The organism is Streptomyces sp. NPDC102441 (assembly GCF_044765585.1).
Classification (GTDB): Bacteria; Actinomycetota; Actinomycetes; order Streptomycetales; family Streptomycetaceae; genus Streptomyces.
The window spans coordinates 1-21,646 of the sequence record NZ_JBIWKH010000026.1; the positions used below are offsets into that span (position 1 = coordinate 1).

The window sequence follows — 21,646 nt, forward strand, 5'->3', positions numbered from 1 at the left end:
TCCGGATCCGCGTAGACGGCTACGCTCCCGATCCCGGCATCCCGGCAAGCCCGAGCAACACGAACAGCGATTTCACCACGGTTGGCGATGAGCACCTTGCGCACGATGACTCCCTCCTTGAGAACAAGCTGAGTTTAGGGACTACCAACACGGCCGTACGACCCGTCCCCAGTAGTGAACTTGCCCACACGGAGTGTGATTCGAGGCTTGCTCGAGTGGCGAAATTCCTTGTCGCACCACGGTACGCCGCGATCCTCAACCGCACAGTAGCCACGAAGTGTGGCCCAGGTCTCTGTTCGTAGGGTTAACGCCACGCGGCGTTTCTTTGTGGACTCCCTACGAACGGACGAGGGAATCTTTGCCACCGCCCGGGGGCGGCGCCCGGGGGCGCACGAGGCGTGCGCTACCCCTTGTCCGCAGCGTTACCGGTTAGTAGGGTCCGCGCTGTACCGGACGTACTACAGGTAACAGGGGGTGGGAGCGGTGGTGCGCAGACCAGTGGCCTTCGTGACCGCGGTCGTTCTGTTCGTGGAAGCCGTGGGCATCGTGCTCCTCAACGGCGTCCTCGCGACGGTCGCCGGCAACCAGCGCATGTCTCTGGCCGGGATGGACCCCGACGCCATGGTCACCGGCACGTGGGTGATGGGCGGTGTCTCCGGGGTCCTGCTGGTGCTCTGCGGGCTGATACCGCTGCTGGCCGGGATACGCGACCGCTCCCCGGGCCGCCTCGGCCGGATCACCCTCATCGCCTGCGCGGTCGTCCACGGGGTGCTGGGCGCCCTGGCGGTGGGACTGATCGGCTGGGCGGCCTTCGCCTTCCTGATGGCCGTCCTGGCGCTGATCGTGCTGACCCTGGTGGCCTTCGACCGGCGTGAGCCGGAAGCGGTGGAGAGCGGTGCGGGAGCGGCTCCGGAGCCGGCGTGACCCCGCAGGATCCGCTCCGGAGCCGGTGTCACCCCGCAGGATCCGCTCAGACCCACAAGTCGGTGACGGAGATGCCCAGTTCGCCGAGGAGCGTGCGCAGGAGCGGCAGCGAGAGCCCGATGACGTTGCCGTGGCTGCCCTCGATCCCCTCGACGAACGGCGCGGAGCGCCCGTCCAGGGTGAACGCCCCGGCGACGTGGAGGGGCTCGCCCGAGGCGACGTAGGCCGCCACCTCGGCGTCCGTCGGCTCACCGAACCTGACGACGGTGGACGCGGTCGCGGACACCGTACGGCCGGTGGCCGTGTCGATGACGCTGTGCCCCGTCTGCAGGACGCCGGAACGGCCGCGCATGGACTTCCAGCGGGCGGTCGCCTCCTCGCTGTCGGCGGGCTTGCCGAGCGCCTCGCCGTCCAGCTCCAGCACCGAGTCGCAGCCGATGACGAGCGCGCCCGACGCCTCGGGGCGGGCCGCCACCGCGGCGGCCTTCGCCTCGGCCAGGACGAGCGCGAGCTCACCCGGCGTCGGGGCGGTCAGCGCGTCCTCGTCCACACCGCTGACGATCACCTCGGGCGCGAGACCGGCCTGCCGCAGGAGACCGAGACGGGCGGGGGACGCGGAGGCGAGCACGAGGCGGCGCTGAGCAGTCATACCGCTCATCGTAGGCGGGGCGGGACGCGGGAAGACCCTCAGCGGGTACCCAGGACGAACATCGCCACGACCATGGCCAGCGCGAGCAGCAGACCCGCGCGGCGCATCATGTCCTGGGCGTCGCGCAGTTCCTTCGGAGGCTTGTTCTCGGGGTCGGACCACAGCATGGATCCGATGGTGCTCCGGAGACGGCTGCGGCGCCTGAGTACGCGTACTCAAGCGCCGCAGGGCCCGCCGTCAGGAGGGCCAGTACGTCCGTGCCCACGAGCGGGGCCCGGGCCGGAGTGCGCCCCGGCGCGCGATCCGCCCCGGGTCCGACCACTGCTCGGGCGGCAGCGGAGCGCCGGACGGCACGGCGGCCACCGCCGCCGCGCGCGCCCGGACCACGGCGAGGGCCGCGGCCAGCTCCTCCGGGGTCGGATTGCCCCGTACGACCTTGATCATGGTGGCTCCCGGTGGTTAGAGGGGGATGTTGCCGTGCTTCTTCGGGGGCAGCGACTCACGCTTCGTACGGAGCTGGCGCAGCCCCTTCACGAGGTGTGCCCGGGTGTCGGACGGCATGATGACCGCGTCGACGTAGCCGCGCTCGGCCGCGACGTACGGATTGAGGAGCGCGTCCTCGTAGTCGGCCATGAGCTCGGCCCGGGTGGCGTCCTGATCCTCGGCGGCGGCGATCGTGCGCCGGTGCAGGATGTTCACCGCGCCCTGCGCGCCCATCACCGCGATCTGCGCGGTCGGCCAGGCCAGGTTCAGGTCGGCGCCCAGGTGCTTGGAGCCCATGACGTCGTACGCGCCGCCGAACGCCTTGCGGGTGATCACCGTGATCAGCGGGACGGTCGCCTCCGCGTAGGCGTAGATCAGCTTGGCGCCGCGCCGGATGATGCCGCCGTACTCCTGGTCGACACCCGGCAGGAAGCCGGGAACGTCGACGAAGGTGAGGACCGGCACGTTGAACGCGTCGCACGTACGGACGAAGCGTGCGGCCTTCTCGCTCGCGTTGATGTCCAGACAGCCGGCGAACTGCATCGGCTGGTTGGCGACGATGCCGACCGGATAACCCTCGACGCGCCCGAAACCGGTGAGCATGTTCGGCGCGAACAGGGCCTGGGTCTCCAGGAACTCGCCGTCGTCGAGGACGTGCTCGATGGTGGTGTGCATGTCGTACGGCTGGTTCGCCGAGTCCGGGATGAGGCTGTCGAGTTCGCGGTCCTCGTCCGTGGTCTCCAGGTCGGCCTCCTCCGGGAAGGCCGGGGCCTCGGAGAGGTTGTTCGACGGGAGGTAGGACAGCAGCGACTTCACGTACTCGATGGCGTCCTTCTCGTCGCCCGCCATGTGATGGGCGACGCCGGACGTGGTGTTGTGCGTGCGGGCGCCGCCCAGCTCCTCGAAGCCGACGTCCTCACCTGTGACCGTCTTGATGACGTCGGGACCGGTGATGAACATGTGCGAGGTCTGGTCGACCATGACCGTGAAGTCGGTGATCGCGGGGGAGTAGACCGCGCCGCCCGCGCACGGGCCGACGATCACGGAGATCTGCGGGACGACACCCGAGGCGTGCACGTTGCGGCGGAAGATCTCGGCGAACAGCCCGAGAGCGGCCACACCCTCCTGGATGCGGGCGCCGCCGCCGTCGTTGATGCCGATCACCGGGCAGCCGGTCTTCATCGCGAAGTCCATGACCTTGACGATCTTCTCGCCGTAGACCTCGCCGAGCGAGCCGCCGAAAATCGTGAAGTCCTGCGAGTACACGCAGACGGGGCGGCCGTCGACCGTGCCGTAACCGGTGACGACGCCGTCCCCGTAGGGGCGGTTCTTCTCGATGCCGAAATTGGTGGACCGGTGCCGTGCGAACTCGTCGAGCTCCACGAAGGAACCTTCGTCGAGCAGGAGATCGACGCGCTCCCGGGCGGTCAACTTGCCCTTCGCGTGCTGCTTTTCGACGGCACGTGCGGAACCTGCGTGTGTGGCCTCTTCGATACGGCGCTGCAGGTCCGCGATCTTGCCCGCGGTGGTGTGGATGTCGCTCTGCGGCTCGGACATCGGGTGGCGGCTCCCTGCCTGGTCACGGGGACGGCTGGTTACATCCAGTAAAGTGCTGGACCCATGCGTGCTCGACGGCTACCTGCTCGTCGGCTGGTGTTGCTACTGCCCCGTAGCGTATCGGCGCGGATACGGTTCGGCAGTGCGTCGTTGGCCACACCTAATGTGGGTTGCATGACACCTTCCGATGCGCCGCACAACCGTTGGTCGGACCTCGACAGGCCGCCCCTGAACGTCTCGGCGCTGCGCCGCGGGCTGCTGAAGCCCGACGGCCTGTGGACCTCGCTCGACATCGTCGATGCGACCGGATCCACCAACTCCGACCTCGCGGCACGGGCCGCCGGCGGAGGTCTTGCCGAAGGCACGGTGCTGGTCGCCGAGGAGCAGACCGCGGGCCGCGGACGCCTCGACCGGAGCTGGACGGCGCCGCCCCGCTCGGGCCTCTTCTTCTCCGTCTACCTCACCCCCGGCGACGTGCCCGCCGAGCGGTGGGGCTGGCTGCCGCTGCTGGCCGGTGTCGCGGCCGCCACGGGCCTCACACAGTCGGCGGGCGTGGACATGGCACTGAAATGGCCCAACGACCTGCTGGTGACCATCGGCGGTACGGAACGCAAGACCGGCGGCATCCTCGCCGAACGCGCCGGGGACGGTGTCGTCGTCGGCATCGGCCTCAACGTGTCGCTGCGCGCGGCCGAGCTGCCCGCCCCGCACGCCGGTTCACTGGCGCTCGCCGGAGCCGTCTCCACCGACCGCGAGACCTTGCTGCGGGCCGTCCTGCGGTCACTGGAGCAGTGGTACGGACGCTGGCGCGACGCCAACGGTGACGCCGCCGACAGCGGGCTCCAGGCCGCCTACGCGGCGGGCTGCGCCACGCTCGACCGGACGGTGCGGGCCGAGCTGCCCGGCGACCGGTCCCTCGTCGGGGAGGCCGTCGCGATCGACGGCGACGGACGGCTCGTGCTGGCCACGGGCGACGGTCTCCAGGAGCCCGTATCGGCCGGCGACATCGTCCACCTGCGCGGGGAGGAAGGCGGGCTCACCTGACCGGGCGCCCCGCACGTACGGGTGATGTCAACCTTTGCCGGACGCGGAACAGGGCCACCGGAGACGTGAGCCAGGGCACACCTGCCGTATCGTTGAGGCGATCCAGCGACAGATCGGCAGGGCAGTGCGCAGGGAACGGGCAGGAGGCGGCCGGTGACCGTCGACGACACGAACTCCGACGACGGCGCGGAGCCCTCGTCGGGACCGTCCGTCCACTCGACACCGCATCACGAGGTCGACCACACGGCAGAACCGACTGACGACCCGCTGGCGATCCGGCTGGAGGCCCTGATCCTGGGGGCCGACCGCCGCTACACGCCGTTCCAGGCGGCCAGGACGGCCGGGGTCTCCATGGACCTGGCATCCCGGTTCTGGCGGGCGATGGGCTTCGCGGACATCGGGCAGGCCAAGGCGCTGACCGAGGCCGACGTCCTGGCGCTGCGGCGCCTCGCCGGTCTCGTGGAGGCAGGGCTGCTCAGCGAACCGATGGCGATCCAGGTGGCCAGGTCGACCGGGCAGACCACCGCTCGGCTCGCGGAGTGGCAGATCGACTCGTTCCTGGCGGGCCTGACCGAGCCCCCCGAGCCCGGCATGACCCGCACCGAGGTCACGTATCCGCTGATCGAGCTGCTCCTGCCTGAGCTGCAGGAGTTCCTGGTGTACGTCTGGCGGCGCCAGCTGGCCGCCGCCACGGGCCGGGTCGTGCAGACCGGGGACGACGAGGAGATGGTCGACCGGCGGCTCGCCGTCGGCTTCGCGGACCTCGTCGGCTTCACCCGGCTGACCCGGCGGCTGGAGGAGGAGGAGCTCGGCGAGCTGGTCGAGGCCTTCGAGACCACCTCGGCCGACCTCGTCGCCGCGCACGGCGGACGGCTCATCAAGACCCTGGGCGACGAGGTCCTCTTCGCCGCGGACGACGCGGGCACGGCGGGCGAGATAGCGCTCCGGCTGGTCGAGGCGATGGCCCAGGACACCACGATGCCCTCGCTGCGGGTCGGCATCGCGTTCGGCACGGTCACCACGCGCATGGGCGACGTGTTCGGTACGACGGTGAACCTGGCCAGCCGGCTCACGTCGATAGCGCCGAAGGACGCCGTGCTGGTCGACGGCGCGTTCGCCGCGGAACTGATCAGGAACGGCGACGCCCCCGCCTCCGAGGCCGAGGAGGCCGCCGCGGCGGCCGAGCGGGCCCGGCTGACGGAGAAGGAGAACCACCGCACGGACGAGGAGCCGCCGCCGGCGTACCGCTTCGGGCTGCAGCCGATGTGGCAGCGGCCGGTGCGCGGGCTGGGCGTGGTGGAGCCGTGGCTGCTGGCCCGGCGGGGCAAGGCGTCGTCCTGACGAGCGCCGGGCCCGCGCCGTGCAGGGTGGACCCCCACGCCTAGGATCCCGGTAACGCTCGTTAACCGGAGGGGTGCAGAGTCATGGTTGTCACGTCGGAGCAGAGGTTCGGGGAGTTCGTCGTCGTACGGCGGCACGAGGGCCAGGACCACGTCGCCGAGCTGGTGCTCGACCGGCCCAAGGCCATGAACGCCGTGAGCACCGCGATGGCGCGCTCCATCGCCGAGGCCTGCGCCGCGCTCGGTGCCGATCAGGGGGTGCGGGCGACGGTGCTCACCTCCAGCAACGAGCGGGCCTTCTGTGTGGGCGCGGACCTCAAGGAGCGGAACTCCCTCACCGACGCCGAGCTCGTGCGGCAGCGGCCCACGGCCAGGGCCGCCTACATCGGCGTGCTGGAGCTCCCGATGCCGGTCGTCGCCGCCGTGCACGGCTTCGCCCTCGGCGGCGGCTTCGAGCTCGCGCTGGCCTGCGATGTGATCGTGGCAGACCGCACGGCCGTGGTCGGTCTGCCCGAGGTGTCCGTCGGCGTCATCCCGGGCGGCGGCGGTACGCAGCTGCTGCCCCGCCGGGTCGGCGCGGCGCGCGCCGCCGAGCTGGTCTTCACCGCCCGCCGGGTGGAGGCGGCCGAGGCCCGCGAGCTGGGGCTGGTCGACGAGCTGGTCGAGGCCGGCCGGGACCGGGACGAGGCGCTGGCCCTCGGCGGCCGCATCGCGGCGAACTCACCGGTGGGGCTCCGGGCGGCCAAGCGGGCCCTGCGGCTGGGGCACGGGCTTGACCTGCGGGCCGGCCTGGAGGTGGAGGACGCCGCCTGGCGGTCCGTGGCCTTCTCCGGGGACCGGGCCGAGGGTGTCGCCGCGTTCAACGAGAAGCGGAAGCCCAGCTGGCCCGGCGAGTGAGCCCGGCCGGCCGAGCCGGGAGCCATCTGAAGATCATCAGCGCCGCCAACTGATCAAATCGTGACAAACCTCCCTAAGCTGGTGCGATGGGCGATGATGCGCGGCTGCGCGCCGTGGTTGCGCTGGCACAGACGATGGCGGCGGCCTACACCCCGCGCGAGTCCTGGCGCGCAGCGGCGGTGGGGGCGTGCGAGGCGCTGGCGGGCAGCTTCGCCGCCCTCTCCGTGTGGGAGCGGGACCAGGGCAGGCTGCGCGTACTGGTGAACGCGGGGGAGCGGGCCGAGGGGGAGGAGGAGTTCCCCGAGGGCGAGGCCTATCCCGTGCACCAGTTCCCGGAGATCACCGAGTTCCTGCACGAGCGCTGGGCGGGCGGCGGTGAGCCCGACGCCTGGGTGGAGACCGCCGACGGCGCGCCGGCCACCGGCGCGCCGGCCCGGGGCGCACGTCCGTACTGCCACCAGCGGGTCGCCGCGCTGCGCCGGCGTGGGCGGGGCTGCTGTGTGGTGGCGCCGATCGTGCTGCACGGGCGGGCCTGGGGGGAGCTGTATGTGGCCCGTCCGGCAGGGGCTCCGGTGTTCGACCGGGACGACGCGGACTTCGCGACCGTGCTGGCCGCCGTCGTCGCCGCGGGCATCGCGCAGACCGAGCGGCTGGAGGAGGTCCGCAAGCTGGCCTTCACGGACCCGCTGACCGGCCTCGCCAACCGCAGGGCCGTCGATCTCCACCTGGACGAGGCGGTGGACCGGCATCGCGCGGAGGACATCGTGGTCAGCCTGGTCGTGTGCGATCTGAACGGCCTCAAGGCGGTCAACGACACGCATGGCCACGCGGTCGGCGATCGCCTGCTGGAACGTTTCGGCTCGGTGCTCTCGCTCTGCGGCGCGATGCTCCCCGACGCGCTGGCCGCGCGCCTGGGCGGGGACGAGTTCTGTCTGCTGACCGTGGGCCCCTCGGCGGACGACGTGGTCCGGGTCTCCGAGGAGCTCTGCGCGCGGGCCGTGGCCCTGGAGCTCGGCGACGGGGTCGCCTGCGGGGTCGCGTCCACCGGTGACGACATCGGCCCGGTCCCGTCGGCGCGCCGGCTCTTCCGGCTGGCGGACGCGGCGCAGTACCAGGCGAAGGCCGCGCACTCCCGGAGGCCGGTGGTCGCCGGTCGCGACGGTGACGTGATCCGGCTCGCCGACTCCCCGCCCAGGTCCCCTCACGACCGCCGCAGGCTGCGAGGCAATCCGCCCGGCGGCGATCGGTAAGGGGTCAGCCGGGCGACCACTGGTGACATGATGAGTTTCAGTACGTACGCTTCTGAATATGGATATGCATACAGTCGTGGTGGGGACGTCCGGTACCACCGCCGAGGACGTCGTCGCCGTGGCCCGCCAGGGCGCCCGGGTCGAGCTCTCCGCCGCCGCCGTCGAGGCGCTCTCCGCCGCACGGGAGATCGTCGAGGCCCTCGCCGCCAGGCCCGAGCCGGTCTACGGCGTCTCCACCGGCTTCGGAGCCCTGGCCAGCCGGCACATCAGCCCCGGTCTGCGGGCGCAGTTGCAGCGCAACATCGTCCGCTCACACGCGGCGGGCATGGGCCCCCACGTCGAGCGTGAGGTCGTCCGCGCGCTGATGTTCCTGCGGCTGAAGACGCTCGCCTCCGGCCACACCGGCGTACGGCCCGAGGTCGCGCAGACCATGGCCGACGTGCTCAACGCGGGCATCACCCCCGTCGTCCACGAATACGGTTCGCTCGGCTGCTCCGGTGATCTCGCCCCGCTCTCGCACTGCGCCCTGACCCTGATGGGGGAGGGCGACGCGGAGGGCCCCGACGGCGTCGTGCGGCCGGCCGGTGAACTCCTCGCGGCGCACGGCATCAGCCCCGTCGAGCTGCGCGAGAAGGAGGGCCTCGCCCTCCTCAACGGCACCGACGGCATGCTGGGCATGCTCGTGATGGCCCTGGCGGACCTGAAGAACCTCTACACCAGCGCGGACATCACCGCCGCGCTCTCACTGGAGGCGCTCCTCGGCACGGAGAGGGTCCTCGCCCCCGAGCTCCACGCGATCCGCCCGCACCCCGGGCAGGGAGCCTCCGCCGACAACATGCTGCGGGTCCTCGCCGGGTCGGGCCTGACCGGCCACCACCAGGACGACGCGCCCCGGGTCCAGGACGCCTACTCCGTGCGCTGCGCGCCCCAGGTCAACGGCGCCGGGCGGGACACCCTCACGCACGGGGCGCTCGTCGCCGGCCGCGAGCTGGCCTCGGCCGTGGACAACCCGGTCGTCCTCCCTGGGGGCACCTCCCGCTCGAGCGGAGCCGAGAGTGGGGGAGGGCGGGTGGAGTCCAACGGCAACTTCCACGGCGCGCCCGTCGCGTACGTCCTCGACTTCCTGGCGATCGTCGCCGCCGACCTCGGTTCGATCACCGAGCGCCGCACGGACCGGCTGCTGGACAAGAACCGCTCGCACGGGCTGCCGCCGTTCCTCGCCGACGACGCCGGGGTGGACTCGGGCCTGATGATCGCCCAGTACACGCAGGCCGCCCTGGTCAGTGAGCTGAAGCGGCTCGCCGTACCGGCGTCCGTCGACTCGATCCCGTCCTCCGCGATGCAGGAGGACCATGTCTCCATGGGCTGGTCGGCCGCACGGAAGCTGCGTACCGCCGTCACCGGCCTCGCGCGGATCGTGGCCGTCGAGCTGTACGCCGCCACGCGCGCCGTCGAGCTGCGTGCCGCCGAGGGGCTGACCCCCGCACCCGCCTCGCAGGCCGTCATCGGGGCACTGCGGGCCGCAGGGGTCCAGGGGCCGGGCCCCGACCGTTTCCTCGCCCCGGACCTGGCCGCCGCCGACGCCTTCGTACGGGAGGGCAAGCTGGTCGCGGCCGTGGAGGCGGTGACCGGCCCGCTGGCCTGAGACCGTACGCGTGAGGGCTGCCGCACCCCGCAGGGCGCGGCAGCCCTCACGTGCCTCAGAAGCCGGTGCGCAACGTGCCGCCCCGGCGCACCGAGTACACGACGAACCCCGCGCCCAGGCTCAGGGAGACCGTGCCGCCGATCAGGTAGGGAGTCGTGTCGACGCCCGCCCCGGTGTCGGCGAGCGTGTCCCCGGCGATGAACTCCCCTGTGGCGGAGGCCTGCCGGGCCTCGGTGGACGAACCGGTGGAAGCGCTCCGTGTGACTGCTTCGTCGGTCGCGTTGGCGGAGGGGACGAACCAGAGAGCACAGAGCAGGGTGCCTGCCGCTGTGGTGGTCAGCAGCGTGCGACGAGCGATGGACACAGAATCGATCCCCTTGCGACAGCCATCAGTTGAGGCCTTTCGTTTGGATCATGCCGGGCTCGCGGGATCCGGCCTGATCCAAACGAAAGGCCTTAGCCCCGTGGGCCGATGCTAAGCAAAGCAGCGGGTCGGTGGAAAGCCACAGGTCCCGGGAGCCTTACGCTCCGGCGTATGAGTGCTTCGGAGACAACCTCATTTGTTCGGCTTCGTGTGGAGATGGTCCTGGAGATCAGTGACGCGGACGCCCTGACCGGAACGGCGCTGGAGAGCATCGCCGCCGATTTCACCGCCTCCGGCGTCTCCGCCGACGAGTCGGCCGAGGAGCGTACGCATGCCGAGGAGACGGTCAGGGAAGACGCAGCGGAGGCCCTCGCCTCGCTGATCGACCCGTTCGATCTGGTCAGCCAGGTGCCGGGTGTCGAGCTCGCCCAGGCCTCCTGGAGCAGCGAGACGATCGACTACGACCCCGACGCCGAGGACTGGGCCGCCGGAGAGGACGGGGACGAGGCGTACTACGGGATCGAGGACAATGAGACGGACGACGAAGAAGGCGGCGGGAATACGGAACGCTGACGCCCGCCAGGCACTCCTCGAAGGTGACGGGAACCACCGTGGCCCCGGGTGCGTCGATGAGTGTTGTTCCCCACATCCGCAGCGGATGTGGAACGGAAGACCCGGCCACGGTGTTCTTGGAACATTGACGGGGGATCGTCGTCGGGCGACCCTGTCCGGGGATCTTGGGGAATCGGCAACGATGGAGAAGCGTGTGATGACGGACAGCAAGCGGCGCAGGGGCCTCATGGCCGCGTCCGCACTGCTCGGCGGCGTGCTGGTGCTTTCAGCGTGCAACGACGACGGCGGAAACTCGGGCGCGGGCGCCGACGGCTCGAAGACGTCACAGGCGCAGGTGGACGAGGCGGCAGCCAAGGACGCCTCCGAGGCGCAGATAACGATCGCGCCGAAGAACGGCGCGACCAACGCGAGCATCAACACCGCCGCGATGGTCACCGTCGCCAAGGGCAAGCTGACCGAGGTCACCATGACCACGGCTGACGGCGAAACCGTCGAGGGCACCCTCGCGTCCGACGGCTCCAGCTGGAAGCCCGCCGGTCAGCTCGAGCGCTCGACGACGTACAAGATCAGTGCCACTGCGGCGGACTCCAAGGACCGTGAGGCGCACGGCAACAGCTCCTTCACCACGGTCTCGCCCGAGAACAGCTTCATCGGGAACTTCACCCCCGAGGACGGCTCCACCGTCGGCGTCGGCATGCCCGTCTCGATCAACTTCAACAAGGCGATCACCAACAAGAAGGCCGTCCAGGACGGCATCAAGGTGACGTCCAGCAGCGGCCAGGAAGTCGTCGGCCACTGGTTCAACAACCAGCGCCTCGACCTGCGTCCCGAGGACTACTGGCAGGGCGGCTCCACCGTCACGCTGAAGCTGGCCCTGGACGGCGTCGAGGGCGCCGACGGCGTCGTCGGTGTGCAGCAGAAGACGGTGACCTTCAAGGTCGGCCGCAACCAGGTCTCGACCGTGGACGCCAAGGCCCACACCATGACGGTCACCCGGGACGGCAAGACGGTCAAGACCATCCCGATCTCCGCCGGTTCCTCCGACAACCCGACGTACAACGGCCAGATGGTGATCTCCGAGAAGTTCAAGGAGACCCGTATGGACGGTTCGACGGTCGGCTTCACGGACGACGACGGCAAGGGCGAGTACGACATCAAGGACGTGCCGCACGCCATGCGGCTGTCCACGTCGGGCACCTTCATCCACGGCAACTACTGGGGCGCCAAGTCGATCTTCGGCAGCGCGAACACCAGCCACGGCTGTGTCGGCCTGTCCGACGCCCAGGGTGCGGACGACGCCAACACGCCCGCCGCCTGGCTGTACAACAGCTCGATCGTCGGCGACGTGGTCATCGTCAAGAACTCCCCGGACAAGACCATCTCCCCGGACAACGGCCTCAACGGCTGGAACATGAGCTGGTCGGAGTGGACGGCGGACGCCGCCTGACCTCCTGACCGCGTCTCTTCCCCTCCGAAGGCGGCGGCACCCGGATCCTTCCGGGCGCCGCCGCCTTCGGCGTGTGCGCGCCGAGGACGTGTGTGCGCGCCGGCAGTGTTCTCATCCAGCTCTCATCGCAGACTTAACTCCTCATCACAACCGGTCCATACCTTCACGCCATGTTCTTCACCTACCTCCGGCGCGAGCTGCGCCGCCGCAGAAAGGCGGCGCTCGTCGTCGCCTCGGGGCTCGCCCTCGGCATTGCGCTGGTCATCATCGTCAGCTCGGTCTCCTCGGGCATGAGCAAGGCCCAGGACAAGGTCCTCCAGTCGCTGTACGGCCTGGGCACGGACATGACGGTGACCAAGGCCGCGGCGGCCCAGGGTTCCGGCGGCACCGAGCGGCCCAAGTTCAACTTCGACGCCAAGGAGGACGAGGACGCCACCCAGAGCACGGACCGCGTCATGGTCCAGGGCTTCCAGACGCTGGCGTCCAGCACCGTCGACAAGGTCGGCAAGCAGGACGGCGTCGCGGACGCCGTCGGCGGGCTGAGCCTGACGGTCATGAAGGTCGACGGCCAGTTCAAGCGTGGCGAGTTCAAGCAGGACGAGAGCACGGGCGAGGGCGGCGGACGCGGCGGTGGCCAGGTTGGCGGTGGCGGCCAGCCGCAGGGTGAGGTGCAGGGCGGCGGAGCATCCTTCGACGTCAACTCCTTCACCGTGTACGGCACCGACGTCACCCAGCAGGACCTCGGCCCCCTGACCTCCTCCGAGATCACCAAGGGCCGTACGTTCAAGGCGGCCGAGACGGACGCCAAGGTCGCGATAGTCGACTCCGCCTACGCCAAGGAGAAGGAGCTCGCGGTCGACAAGACCGTCACCATCTCCGGCACCGAGTACACGATCGTGGGCGTCTCCACGGCGGACAGCGGTGACGCCGCCGCCAATGTCTACATCCCGCTGAAGCAGGCGCAGACCGTCGCCGACTCCAAGGACAAGGTCACCACGGTCTATGTCCAGGCCGCCGACTCGCAGAAGATCGACACCGTCAAGGCCGCCATCCAGAAGAACGTCTCCGGCACAACGGTCACCACGTCCGCCGACCTCGCCGACACGGTCTCCGGCTCCCTCTCCACCGCCTCCGACCTGGCCTCCAGCGTCGGCAAGTGGCTCTCCATCGCGGTCCTGATCGCCGCCTTCCTCGTCGCGGGCCTGCTGACCTCCTCCGCTGTCAGCCGTCGCGTGCGGGAGTTCGGCACCCTCAAGGCACTCGGCTGGAAGAGCGGACGCGTCACCCGCCAGGTCATCGGTGAAGCCCTCGTCAACGGCCTCATGGGCGGCGTCCTGGGGATCGCCGTCGGCGTCGCCGGCGCCTACGTCGTGACCGCCATCAGCCCCACCCTCTCCGCCCAGCTCGGCTCCACGGGCGGCGGCGGAGGCGGCATGGGCGGTGGCGGTACGGGTGGCGGCGGCCCGATGGGCGGCGGCGGCCCCGGCCGTCAGACCGCGTCCAAGACCCTGGACATCGCGCTCACCGCACCGGTCTCCCTCACCACGATCCTCCTCGCCGTCGCCCTCGCGGTGGCGGGCGGACTGATCGCCGGGGCCTTCGGCGGCTGGCGCGCCTCCCGGCTGCGCCCGGCCGACGCGCTGCGCCGCGTCGCCTAGGGCCTCTCGTTCGGATCATGCTGGGCTCGCGCGCCCTGGCACCGCACCTCGCGGCGTTGTCGTCAGTTGCCAGGGCTCCGCCCTGTCGCCTTCCTCCGCCTTGCGATGCTCCCCCACAGCCTGAACGGCGTGGGAGGTGCCCCCACCACCAGACCCCGCTCCCTGATCCAGCCTGATCCAGACGAAAGACCCTGGACCTCTTCCCTCGTACGTACAGCAGGAGTCCACACGTGTACCAGCTCAAGGGCGTCACCAAGCGCTACATGCGCGGCAAGAATCCCGTCGACGCGCTCGCCGGTGTCGATCTGACCATCGAGGACGGCGGAAGGCTCGTCATCCAGGGCCCCACCGGCGGGGGCAAGTCCACCCTCCTCCAGATGCTCGGCGGTCTCGACCGGCCCACCTCGGGCACCATCGAACTCGACGGTGTCGACCTCGCCAAGCTCCCCGAGTCCCGGCTCACCAAGGTCCGCGCCGAGTCCATCGGATTCGTCTTCCAGAGCTTCAACCTGATCCCGACGCTCACCGCCCAGGAGAACGTCGAGACCGCCCTCGTCCCCCTCGGCCTCGGCGCGAAGGCCCGCCGCGAACGCGCGGCGGAAGCCCTGGAGTCGGTGGGCCTCGGTGACCGGCCCACCCACCTGCCGAGCGAGATGTCCGGCGGCCAGCAGCAGCGCGTCGCCATCGCCCGTGCGCTGGTGAAGCGACCGAAGGTGCTGCTCGCCGACGAACCGACCGGCAATCTCGACGAGTCCATGCGTGACGAGATCATGGAGCTGCTCGAGGGGCTGTGGAAGGAGCACGGGCTGACCTTCGTGATGGTCACCCATGACAGCTCCCTGGCCCGCAAGGCACCCCGGGTGGCCACCATCCGCAAGGGGAAGGTCACCGTGACGGAGAACGCGACGGCCTGATCCGCGGCGCCGCGGACCTCACGGCCGTCTTCCTCCGGCTGTGAGGTTCGCCACCCCGGCGGCCCCGAGGAGCGGGCGCCGCACGGCCCCTCCGCTCCGGCGGGAGCGGGTGTACGGGTGCAGAAACGCCCGTACCGGGGCGAACGGCAGTGGCCACTATGTGGATGTCGACAGGGCGGGGCCGGGCAGCGCTGCGAGACTTGCCGGGTGCAACGGTCCCCACGGGCCGGTGGCGCCCTCCGGGGACAGAGAGCGCCGACGCGCAAGAGCCCACCCACGGAAGGTCTTGATCAGATGCCGGCCAGCTCCGACTCCTCCACCCCGCGCACCGCCGAGAACCGTGTCATCGAGCCCCTCTACGCGGAGATTCTGCGGCGCAACCAGGGCGAGGGCGAGTTTCACCAGGCGGTGCGCGAGGTCCTCGAAACCCTGGGCCCCGTGCTGGCGCAGCGCCCGGAGTTCGTCGACGCCCGCATCATCGAGCGCGTCTGCGAGCCCGAGCGGCAGCTCATCTTCCGGGTGCCGTGGTCGGACGACGCCGGCGACATCCACGTCAACCGCGGCTTCCGCGTCGAGTTCTCCAGCTCGCTCGGCCCGTACAAGGGCGGACTGCGCTTCCACCCCTCCGTCAACCTCGGCATCGTGAAGTTCCTCGGCTTCGAGCAGATCTTCAAGAACGCTCTCACCGGCATGCCGATCGGCGGCGGCAAGGGCGGCGCGGACTTCGACCCCAAGGGACGGTCCGACGCCGAGGTCATGCGGTTCTGCCAGTCGTTCATGACGGAACTCCACCGCCACCTCGGCGAGTACACCGACGTCCCCGCCGGTGACATCGGCGTCGGCGGCCGGGAGATCGGCTACCTCTTCGGGCAGTACAAGCGGATCACCAACCGCTACGAGTCGGGCGTGCTCACCGGGAAGGGCCTCGGCTGGGGCGGCGCCCAGGCACGCACCGAGGCCACCGGCTACGGCTGTGTCCTCTTCACCGCCGAGATGCTGCGGGTGCGCGGCGAGTCCCTCGAAGGCCAGCGCATCGCGGTGTCCGGCTCCGGCAACGTGGCCATCTACGCCATCGAGAAGGCCCAGCAGCTCGGTGCGACCGTCGTGACCTGCTCCGACTCGGGCGGCTACGTCGTCGACGAGAAGGGCATCGACCTCGCGCTGCTCAAGGAGATCAAGGAGAACGGCCGAGGCCGGATCTCCGAGTACGCCGAGCGGCGCGGCGACCATGTGCGGTACGTCGAGGGCACGGGCGTCTGGAACGTCCCGGTGGACGTGGCCCTGCCCTGCGCCACCCAGAACGAACTCCACGAGGCCGACGCGCTGACCCTCGTACGCAACGGGGTCAAGGCGGTCGCCGAAGGCGCCAACATGCCCACCACGCCCGACGCCGTCCACGTCTTCCAGGACGCGGGCGTCGCCTTCGCCCCCGGCAAGGCGGCCAACGCGGGCGGAGTGGCCACCAGCGCCCTGGAGATGCAGCAGAACGCCTCCCGTGACTCCTGGACCTTCACCCACACCGAGGAGCGGCTGGCGGAGATCATGCGCCACATCCACGACTCCTGCCACACGACGGCCGAGAAGTACGGCAGCCCGGGCAACTACGTGGTGGGCGCCAACATCGCGGGCTTCGAGCTCGTCGCGGACGCGATGCTGGCGCAGGGGCTGATCTGACCCTGCCGGCTGCTCGCAGGGGACCCGGGGCGGCGAGCCCCGGGCCCTGCGAGGACGGGCGGGGTGTACACAACCGTGTGTACACTTTTCGTATGGCTGACACCGTGACCGTACGTGAGGCTCGTACCCACCTGGCCGAGGTCATCGACAGGGCCGAGGCCGGGCAGACCACTGTCGTGACCCGCAACGGCAAGCGGGTCGCCGCACTCGTGCCCATAGAGGTGCTCGACGCACTGGATGCGGCGGCCGACGAGCTGGCCGCGCGCGAAGCCGAGGCACACCGCCAGGACCCGACGGTCGGCATGGCCGAACTCCTCGCGGACCTGTTCGAGGGCGGGAGCCCGGCCGCGTGAAGTACGCCTTTCGTTTCACCGCTCACGCCCAGCGTCAGCTCCGCTCGATCGGCCGGCAGGACGCCCTCCGTGTTCTGACCGCCATCACGCCTCTCGGCGACGACCCATGGCGGGAGGACGCGGACGTGAAGAAGCTGACCGGACATGACGGCCTGTACCGCGTGCGCGCGGGAGACTTCCGTGTGGTGTACGAGGTGCAGGGCGAGGTTCTGGTCATCCTCGTCGTCCATCTCGGTCACAGGAGCGACGTGTACCGCGGGTTCTGACGGCGGAACACCGCAGGGGGCGCTAACCGCGCCGGTAGTACTCCGCGCAGCCCGTGTTCGCCACCAGCACCACGGTGAGGACCACGGCCGCCACCGGGTGGCCCGTCCCGTACACCGCCGCCGCGCCGCCGCCGAGGACCACGGTCTTCACCGCCAGCACGCCCGCGAGCGGCAGCGGGAACCGGGCGCGGGGCGCCGCGAACAGGCCCCACAGCACGACGGCCGCCGCCGGTACGCCGACTCCCAGGGCCACCGACGCCGCCACGCCCTCCGGAGCCGTGAAGCCCCACCAGGCGAGAGCGCCGATCGCGACCATTTCCAGTACAAAAGCGAGCACCTCGTTCGCGGCGACCCAGGGCCGGCCGCGCAGGGCGGTGAGATGTCTGTGGTCTTCGCTCGCCGTCATCGGTTCCGGGCTCCTCTTCTGCGGACGTCCCGTCAGGATGCACGCTCCCGACGTGACTCGTAGCGGCAACCGCCGTTCTGCCGACGGCAGATCCGCCCGGCGCGGAAGGTTTTCCCCTCCCGCGCCGGGCGTACCGCTCCTAGGCTGGGGCGATGAGCAGCCACGCGCCGAACCACGCCCGCGTAATCCCCCTGCGTCCCGCTCCCGCCCCCAAGGAGGCTCTCTGGCGGGACGTCGTCGGTGACGTCCTGCGCCGAGAGCGCACGGCCCAGGAGCGGACGCTCAAGGACGTGGCCGAGGACGCCAGGATCTCCGTGCCCTACCTCTCCGAGATCGAGCGCGGCCGCAAGGAGGCCTCGTCCGAGGTGCTCGCGGCGGCGGCCCGCTCGCTCGGGCTCGGGCTCGCCGATGTGCTGTCCCTGGCCCAGCGGGACCTCGCCCGGCACAGCCGGACCGCGCCCGCCCGGGCTCCGATGGGCGAGGTGCGGCTGGCGGCCTGAGAGCGGGCTGGACGGCGCGACGAACTACGACGTGGGCCCCGTGCCCGGCAGCTGCCGGGCACGGGGCCCACGTAACTCCGCGATGTCCCGGCTCACACGCCGGGCGCCGGGGCGATGCCCGTCGGGCAGGAGCGGCCCCAGTTGGTCTCCGAGGGGGACTCCAGGGTGGCGCCCGTGCCGCCGATGCCGCAGTAGCCGGCGGGGTTCTTGTCCAGGTACTGCTGGTGATACCCCTCCGCAGGCCAGAAGGTGCGGCCCTGTGCCGGGAGGATCTCCGTGGTGATCTCCTTGAAGCCCGCGCCCGTCAGCACCTGCTGGTACGCCTCGCGGGACGCGGCAGCGGCCTCCGCCTGCTCGGGGGAGTGGGTGTAGAGGGCGGAGCGGTACTGCGTACCCACGTCGTTGCCCTGGCGGAAGCCCTGGGTCGGGTTGTGGGACTCCCAGAAGAGCTTGAGCAGATCCGCGTAGCTCACGACCTCCGGGTCGAAGACGACGCGGACCGCCTCCGTGTGGCCGGTCAGACCGGAGCAGGTCTCCTCGTACGAGGGATTCTCGGTGGAGCCGCCCTGGTAGCCCACGAGCGTCGTCCAGACACCCTCCGTCTGCCAGAACTTGCGCTCGGCGCCCCAGAAACAGCCCAGCGCGAAGTCCGCGACCTCCAGGCCCTGCGGATACGGGCCGGTCAGCGGGTTGCCGAGGACCGTGTGGCGGGACGGCACCGTGAATTCGGGGGTGGGGCGACCGCGCAGGGCCTCCTCCGGGGTGGGGAGCTGCGGGGTGCGGTGGGTCAGGAACATGCGGGGGCTCCTCCGGGGGTCGGTGTTCGATCCGTACAACGCCGCGGGGGCGCCGTGGATTCCGGGGTCTCAGGCCGCGGGGGCCGGAGGATCACGGTGCTCGTCGCCTTCGCCGTCCCGGTCCCGGGCGGAGGGGTTCTCGTAGGAGGCCATGTACGCGGCGGTCTTCCTGCGCGCCCGCAGCCAGAACCAGACGGCAAGCGCTATCAGGATCAGCGGGATCAGTCGTGCCATGAGGGGTGCCGGTCCAATCCGGAGGGGGCGGGTGTGCCGGGTCAGTGGAGCAGCGTCGCGGGGCTGCCGCCGTTCGCCTCGTAACCGGCGACGGCCAGAGCCCGGTACACCGTGTACTCGGCGGCCGGGTCGGGATTCTGGGTCCAGGGCAGCGAGCCCACATGGCCGTCGATGTGGACGAGCTGGTGCATCGCCTCCGACCAGCGTTCCATGCGGACCAGGAAGAGGACCAGCAGATGCCTGACGTGGGCGAGCACCGGGTCGTCCGCGCGCGCGGCGTGCACCGCGAACATCGCGCCCTCGACCGCCTTCGTCACGACGACGCCGCGGTAGAAGCCCTGCACCAGATTGACCTCGGGGAGGTGCTCGTACACCGCGAACAGCGGCAGTGCGGCCAGCAGCGAGCCCCGCGGGGCGCGGGCGGCGGCCGTCGTCGCGAAGCGGTCGGCCTCCTCGCGGGAGCCGTGCCACTTCTCGCACCAGAAGTGCAGGGCCGCGATGTGCGCGCCCATGTGCGCGGGGGCGCGGTCGATGATCTTCACCCAGAGCTGGTCGAACTGCTCGTGGGTGTAGCCCAGTCCACGGGCGACGGCCAGCTCGACGATGTACGGGACGGGGTCGCCCGGGGCCAGCAGGGCCGCCTCGCCGCAGACCGTACGCGCCTCCTCCAGGATGATCCGGAAGTCGTCGGTGCCCACCGTGCCGGTACGCCACGCCTGCTGCACCAGGAACTCCGCGTGCACCGCCGCAGCGCCCGCGTCCTTCGGGGCCTCGGCCCGCCACGTCCTCAGCCACGACCCGCCGGCACCGGGCCGCTGGGCCAGCTCCAGGGAGGCCGCACCGGCGAACGCCTGGACCCGCTGCCAGCGGATCTCGCTCTCCTTGGGCGTACCCGCGAGCAGCTGGGAGGCGGCGCGCCAGCTCTGGGTGCCCTGGACGACATCGAGGACGTCGAGGAGGTCCTGGTCGGGCCCCGGCATCCGGATGTCCAGCTCCTCCTGGCGTGCGAAGCCGTACGTGTCCGGGTCTGCGGCGTCGGGCGAACCGGGCGCGACCTGGCGGATACCGCCACGGCGGCGCAGCATGATCGGGCCGACGACCGCTACGAGCATGCACAGGGCGAGCAGGAACCAGAGAATCTCCATGCGGTCCATTGTCCCCGGACGGGTATCCGAGCGGCGAGTGGCCTGTAACCGCCCTCCTGACGAACTACGCTCGGGCCCCATGAGCGACCAGCACAGCTTCGAGACCCTTGCGATCCACGCCGGCAACACGGCGGATCCCCTCACCGGCGCCGTGGTCCCGCCGATCTACCAGGTGTCCACGTACAAGCAGGACGGCGTCGGCGGGCTGCGCGGCGGTTACGAGTACAGCCGCAGCGCCAACCCCACCCGTACCGCGCTGGAGGAGAACCTGGCGGCGCTGGAGGGCGGCCGCCGTGGGCTCGCCTTCGCGTCGGGCCTCGCCGCGGAGGACTGCCTCCTGCGTGCGCTGCTGACCCCCGGCGACCACGTGGTCATCCCGAACGACGCCTACGGCGGCACGTTCCGGCTGTTCGCGAAGGTCGCCTCGCGCTGGGGCGTGGAGTTCTCGGTCGCCGACACCTCGGACGTGAGCGCGGTGCGGGCGGCGCTCACCCCGCGTACCAAGGCGATCTGGGTGGAGACGCCGTCGAACCCGCTGCTCGGCATCACGGACATCGCGGCCGTCGCCGGGGTGGCCCGGCAGGCGGGCGTCCGGCTGGTCGTCGACAACACCTTCGCGAGCCCCTACCTCCAGCAGCCGCTCTCGCTCGGCGCCGACGTCGTGGTGCACTCCACCACGAAGTACATGGGCGGCCACTCGGACGTCGTCGGCGGCGCGCTCGTCGTCAGCGACCCCGAGCTGGCCGAGGAGCTGGCGTACCACCAGAACGCGATGGGCGCGGTGGCCGGGCCGTTCGACGCGTGGCTGGTGCTGCGCGGCATCAAGACCCTCGCGGTCCGTATGGACCGTCACGACGAGAACGCCACCAAGGTCGCCGACCTGCTGACCCGGCACCCGAAGGTCACCCAGGTCCTCTACCCGGGGCTGCCCGAGCACCCGGGGCACGAGGTCGCCGCCAAGCAGATGAAGGCGTTCGGCGGGATGGTGTCGTTCCGCGTCGCGGGCGGCGAGGAGGCGGCGGTCGAGGTCTGCAACCGCGCGAAGCTCTTCACGCTCGGGGAGTCGCTCGGCGGCGTCGAGTCGCTGATCGAGCACCCGGGCCGGATGACGCACGCGTCCACCGCGGGTTCCCTGCTGGAGGTGCCGGCCGACCTGGTCCGGCTGTCCGTCGGCATCGAGAACGCCGACGACCTGCTGGCCGACCTGACGCAGGCCCTCGGCTGACAGCCGGCCCGGCGCCGGGAACAGTCGTACTCCGGCGCCGGGCTTGTGCGCGGTCAGGCGGCGGCCTTCTCGTCCTCCAGTGAGGCCCGGACCTGCTCGCGCAGTTCCGGACCGTCCGTGTGCTCGTGCACCGAGACCGCGTGCTCGGCGGCGGCCCGGACGACTTCGTCCTCCTCACCGGAGATGGTGAGGGTGCAGTTCGAGACGCTCGGATACTTACGGCAGTCGGCGATCTTCCGTGTCATCACGGCCTCCTCGACTCGCGAGTGCAGGCCCTTCCAGGGTAGTTCCGATGAGCCGC

Annotated in this window: 26 protein-coding genes; 15 read left to right on the forward strand and 11 right to left on the reverse strand. The window is 70.9% G+C overall.

What is annotated here, in order from left to right:
* Nucleotides 1-104 (reverse strand): biotin carboxylase N-terminal domain-containing protein (locus tag ACIREO_RS37900; RefSeq protein WP_184742946.1); only part of this gene is annotated, 104 nt, incomplete at its 3' end.
* Nucleotides 105-486: 382 nt separating this feature from the next.
* Here ACIREO_RS37900 and ACIREO_RS37905 point away from each other — a divergent pair.
* Entirely contained in the window at nucleotides 487-924 is a 438-nt protein-coding gene (locus ACIREO_RS37905; protein WP_404119134.1) for a hypothetical protein, read from the forward strand.
* A gap of 46 nt (nucleotides 925-970) precedes the next feature.
* On the opposite strand, the gene ACIREO_RS37910 is transcribed toward ACIREO_RS37905, so the two are convergent.
* The 4 genes from ACIREO_RS37910 to ACIREO_RS37925 all read right to left on the reverse strand — a co-directional run bounded on the left by ACIREO_RS37910 (nucleotide 971) and on the right by ACIREO_RS37925 (nucleotide 3,613).
* Entirely contained in the window at nucleotides 971-1,582 is a 612-nt protein-coding gene (locus tag ACIREO_RS37910) for a nucleoside triphosphate pyrophosphatase (RefSeq protein ID WP_404119137.1), read from the reverse strand.
* Between the two features lie 29 nt (nucleotides 1,583-1,611).
* The gene (gene mmpB, locus ACIREO_RS37915; protein WP_099174806.1) at nucleotides 1,612-1,740 is read right to left on the reverse strand and encodes a morphogenic membrane protein MmpB; all 129 of its coding nucleotides are present in this window, start codon (nucleotides 1,738-1,740) and stop codon (nucleotides 1,612-1,614) included.
* Between the two features lie 70 nt (nucleotides 1,741-1,810).
* On the reverse strand, nucleotides 1,811-2,017 hold the full coding sequence (locus ACIREO_RS37920; protein WP_391771257.1) for an acyl-CoA carboxylase epsilon subunit: 207 nt from the start codon (nucleotides 2,015-2,017) through the stop codon (nucleotides 1,811-1,813).
* A 15-nt stretch (nucleotides 2,018-2,032) separates the two neighbouring features.
* Complete coding sequence (locus tag ACIREO_RS37925) at nucleotides 2,033-3,613, reverse strand: acyl-CoA carboxylase subunit beta (RefSeq protein WP_404119140.1); 1,581 nt, start codon at nucleotides 3,611-3,613, stop codon at nucleotides 2,033-2,035.
* A gap of 174 nt (nucleotides 3,614-3,787) precedes the next feature.
* On the opposite strand from ACIREO_RS37925, the gene ACIREO_RS37930 reads away from it, so the two are divergent.
* From ACIREO_RS37930 to hutH, 5 genes are all read left to right on the forward strand, one after another.
* Nucleotides 3,788-4,657 (forward strand): biotin--[acetyl-CoA-carboxylase] ligase, encoded by an 870-nt coding sequence (locus ACIREO_RS37930; RefSeq protein WP_404119142.1) that lies wholly within the window; start codon nucleotides 3,788-3,790, stop codon nucleotides 4,655-4,657.
* 153 nt (nucleotides 4,658-4,810) lie between these two features.
* Entirely contained in the window at nucleotides 4,811-5,998 is a 1,188-nt protein-coding gene (locus ACIREO_RS37935; protein WP_404119144.1) for an adenylate/guanylate cyclase domain-containing protein, read from the forward strand.
* Nucleotides 5,999-6,081: 83 nt separating this feature from the next.
* On the forward strand, nucleotides 6,082-6,894 hold the full coding sequence (locus tag ACIREO_RS37940; protein ID WP_404119146.1) for an enoyl-CoA hydratase/isomerase family protein: 813 nt from the start codon (nucleotides 6,082-6,084) through the stop codon (nucleotides 6,892-6,894).
* Nucleotides 6,895-6,980: 86 nt separating this feature from the next.
* Complete coding sequence (locus tag ACIREO_RS37945) at nucleotides 6,981-8,144, forward strand: diguanylate cyclase domain-containing protein (RefSeq protein ID WP_404119149.1); 1,164 nt, start codon at nucleotides 6,981-6,983, stop codon at nucleotides 8,142-8,144.
* A 58-nt stretch (nucleotides 8,145-8,202) separates the two neighbouring features.
* On the forward strand, nucleotides 8,203-9,789 hold the full coding sequence (gene hutH, locus ACIREO_RS37950; protein WP_404119151.1) for a histidine ammonia-lyase: 1,587 nt from the start codon (nucleotides 8,203-8,205) through the stop codon (nucleotides 9,787-9,789).
* Between the two features lie 55 nt (nucleotides 9,790-9,844).
* On the opposite strand, the gene ACIREO_RS37955 is transcribed toward hutH, so the two are convergent.
* Nucleotides 9,845-10,153, reverse strand: a complete 309-nt coding sequence (locus tag ACIREO_RS37955) for a hypothetical protein (RefSeq protein ID WP_404119152.1) — start codon at nucleotides 10,151-10,153, stop codon at nucleotides 9,845-9,847.
* Nucleotides 10,154-10,324: 171 nt separating this feature from the next.
* On the opposite strand from ACIREO_RS37955, the gene ACIREO_RS37960 reads away from it, so the two are divergent.
* The 7 genes from ACIREO_RS37960 (at nucleotide 10,325) to ACIREO_RS37990 (ending at nucleotide 17,038) form a co-directional block, all read left to right on the forward strand.
* The gene (locus tag ACIREO_RS37960; protein ID WP_404119155.1) at nucleotides 10,325-10,726 is read left to right on the forward strand and encodes a hypothetical protein; all 402 of its coding nucleotides are present in this window, start codon (nucleotides 10,325-10,327) and stop codon (nucleotides 10,724-10,726) included.
* A gap of 181 nt (nucleotides 10,727-10,907) precedes the next feature.
* Nucleotides 10,908-12,173, forward strand: a complete 1,266-nt coding sequence (locus tag ACIREO_RS37965) for an Ig-like domain-containing protein (RefSeq protein WP_404119158.1) — start codon at nucleotides 10,908-10,910, stop codon at nucleotides 12,171-12,173.
* Nucleotides 12,174-12,343: 170 nt separating this feature from the next.
* On the forward strand, nucleotides 12,344-13,831 hold the full coding sequence (locus ACIREO_RS37970) for an ABC transporter permease (protein WP_404119160.1): 1,488 nt from the start codon (nucleotides 12,344-12,346) through the stop codon (nucleotides 13,829-13,831).
* 230 nt (nucleotides 13,832-14,061) lie between these two features.
* The gene (locus ACIREO_RS37975; RefSeq protein WP_404119162.1) at nucleotides 14,062-14,745 is read left to right on the forward strand and encodes an ABC transporter ATP-binding protein; all 684 of its coding nucleotides are present in this window, start codon (nucleotides 14,062-14,064) and stop codon (nucleotides 14,743-14,745) included.
* 294 nt (nucleotides 14,746-15,039) lie between these two features.
* Nucleotides 15,040-16,419, forward strand: a complete 1,380-nt coding sequence (gdhA, locus tag ACIREO_RS37980; protein WP_404119165.1) for an NADP-specific glutamate dehydrogenase — start codon at nucleotides 15,040-15,042, stop codon at nucleotides 16,417-16,419.
* Between the two features lie 92 nt (nucleotides 16,420-16,511).
* Nucleotides 16,512-16,772 carry a type II toxin-antitoxin system Phd/YefM family antitoxin gene (locus ACIREO_RS37985; RefSeq protein WP_404119167.1) on the forward strand — a complete coding sequence of 87 codons (261 nt, stop codon included), beginning with the start codon at nucleotides 16,512-16,514 and terminating at the stop codon, nucleotides 16,770-16,772.
* The gene (locus ACIREO_RS37990) at nucleotides 16,769-17,038 is read left to right on the forward strand and encodes a type II toxin-antitoxin system RelE/ParE family toxin (RefSeq protein WP_404119170.1); all 270 of its coding nucleotides are present in this window, start codon (nucleotides 16,769-16,771) and stop codon (nucleotides 17,036-17,038) included. The genes ACIREO_RS37985 and ACIREO_RS37990 overlap by 4 nt, the downstream gene beginning before the upstream one ends.
* Before the next feature lie 22 nt (nucleotides 17,039-17,060).
* Here the strand turns inward: ACIREO_RS37990 and ACIREO_RS37995 are convergent, their stop codons facing one another.
* A complete protein-coding gene (locus ACIREO_RS37995; protein ID WP_404119173.1) occupies nucleotides 17,061-17,444 on the reverse strand; it encodes a YrdB family protein in 384 nt (127 codons plus the stop codon).
* Between the two features lie 152 nt (nucleotides 17,445-17,596).
* Here ACIREO_RS37995 and ACIREO_RS38000 point away from each other — a divergent pair, with 152 nt between their 5' ends.
* Entirely contained in the window at nucleotides 17,597-17,944 is a 348-nt protein-coding gene (locus ACIREO_RS38000) for a helix-turn-helix domain-containing protein (RefSeq protein ID WP_404119176.1), read from the forward strand.
* 92 nt (nucleotides 17,945-18,036) lie between these two features.
* On the opposite strand, the gene msrA is transcribed toward ACIREO_RS38000, so the two are convergent.
* The 3 genes from msrA to ACIREO_RS38015 form a co-directional block, all read right to left on the reverse strand.
* Entirely contained in the window at nucleotides 18,037-18,741 is a 705-nt protein-coding gene (msrA, locus tag ACIREO_RS38005) for a peptide-methionine (S)-S-oxide reductase MsrA (RefSeq protein ID WP_404119178.1), read from the reverse strand.
* Between the two features lie 69 nt (nucleotides 18,742-18,810).
* Nucleotides 18,811-18,975 carry a hypothetical protein gene (locus ACIREO_RS38010; protein ID WP_404119181.1) on the reverse strand — a complete coding sequence of 55 codons (165 nt, stop codon included), beginning with the start codon at nucleotides 18,973-18,975 and terminating at the stop codon, nucleotides 18,811-18,813.
* A 41-nt stretch (nucleotides 18,976-19,016) separates the two neighbouring features.
* Nucleotides 19,017-20,120, reverse strand: a complete 1,104-nt coding sequence (locus ACIREO_RS38015; protein ID WP_404119183.1) for a hypothetical protein — start codon at nucleotides 20,118-20,120, stop codon at nucleotides 19,017-19,019.
* Nucleotides 20,121-20,199: 79 nt separating this feature from the next.
* Here ACIREO_RS38015 and ACIREO_RS38020 point away from each other — a divergent pair, with 79 nt between their 5' ends.
* Nucleotides 20,200-21,345 carry a cystathionine gamma-synthase gene (locus tag ACIREO_RS38020; RefSeq protein ID WP_404119185.1) on the forward strand — a complete coding sequence of 382 codons (1,146 nt, stop codon included), beginning with the start codon at nucleotides 20,200-20,202 and terminating at the stop codon, nucleotides 21,343-21,345.
* A gap of 53 nt (nucleotides 21,346-21,398) precedes the next feature.
* Here the strand turns inward: ACIREO_RS38020 and ACIREO_RS38025 are convergent, their stop codons facing one another.
* The gene (locus ACIREO_RS38025) at nucleotides 21,399-21,590 is read right to left on the reverse strand and encodes a DUF1059 domain-containing protein (RefSeq protein ID WP_404119188.1); all 192 of its coding nucleotides are present in this window, start codon (nucleotides 21,588-21,590) and stop codon (nucleotides 21,399-21,401) included.
* Nucleotides 21,591-21,646: the final 56 nt, after the last annotated feature.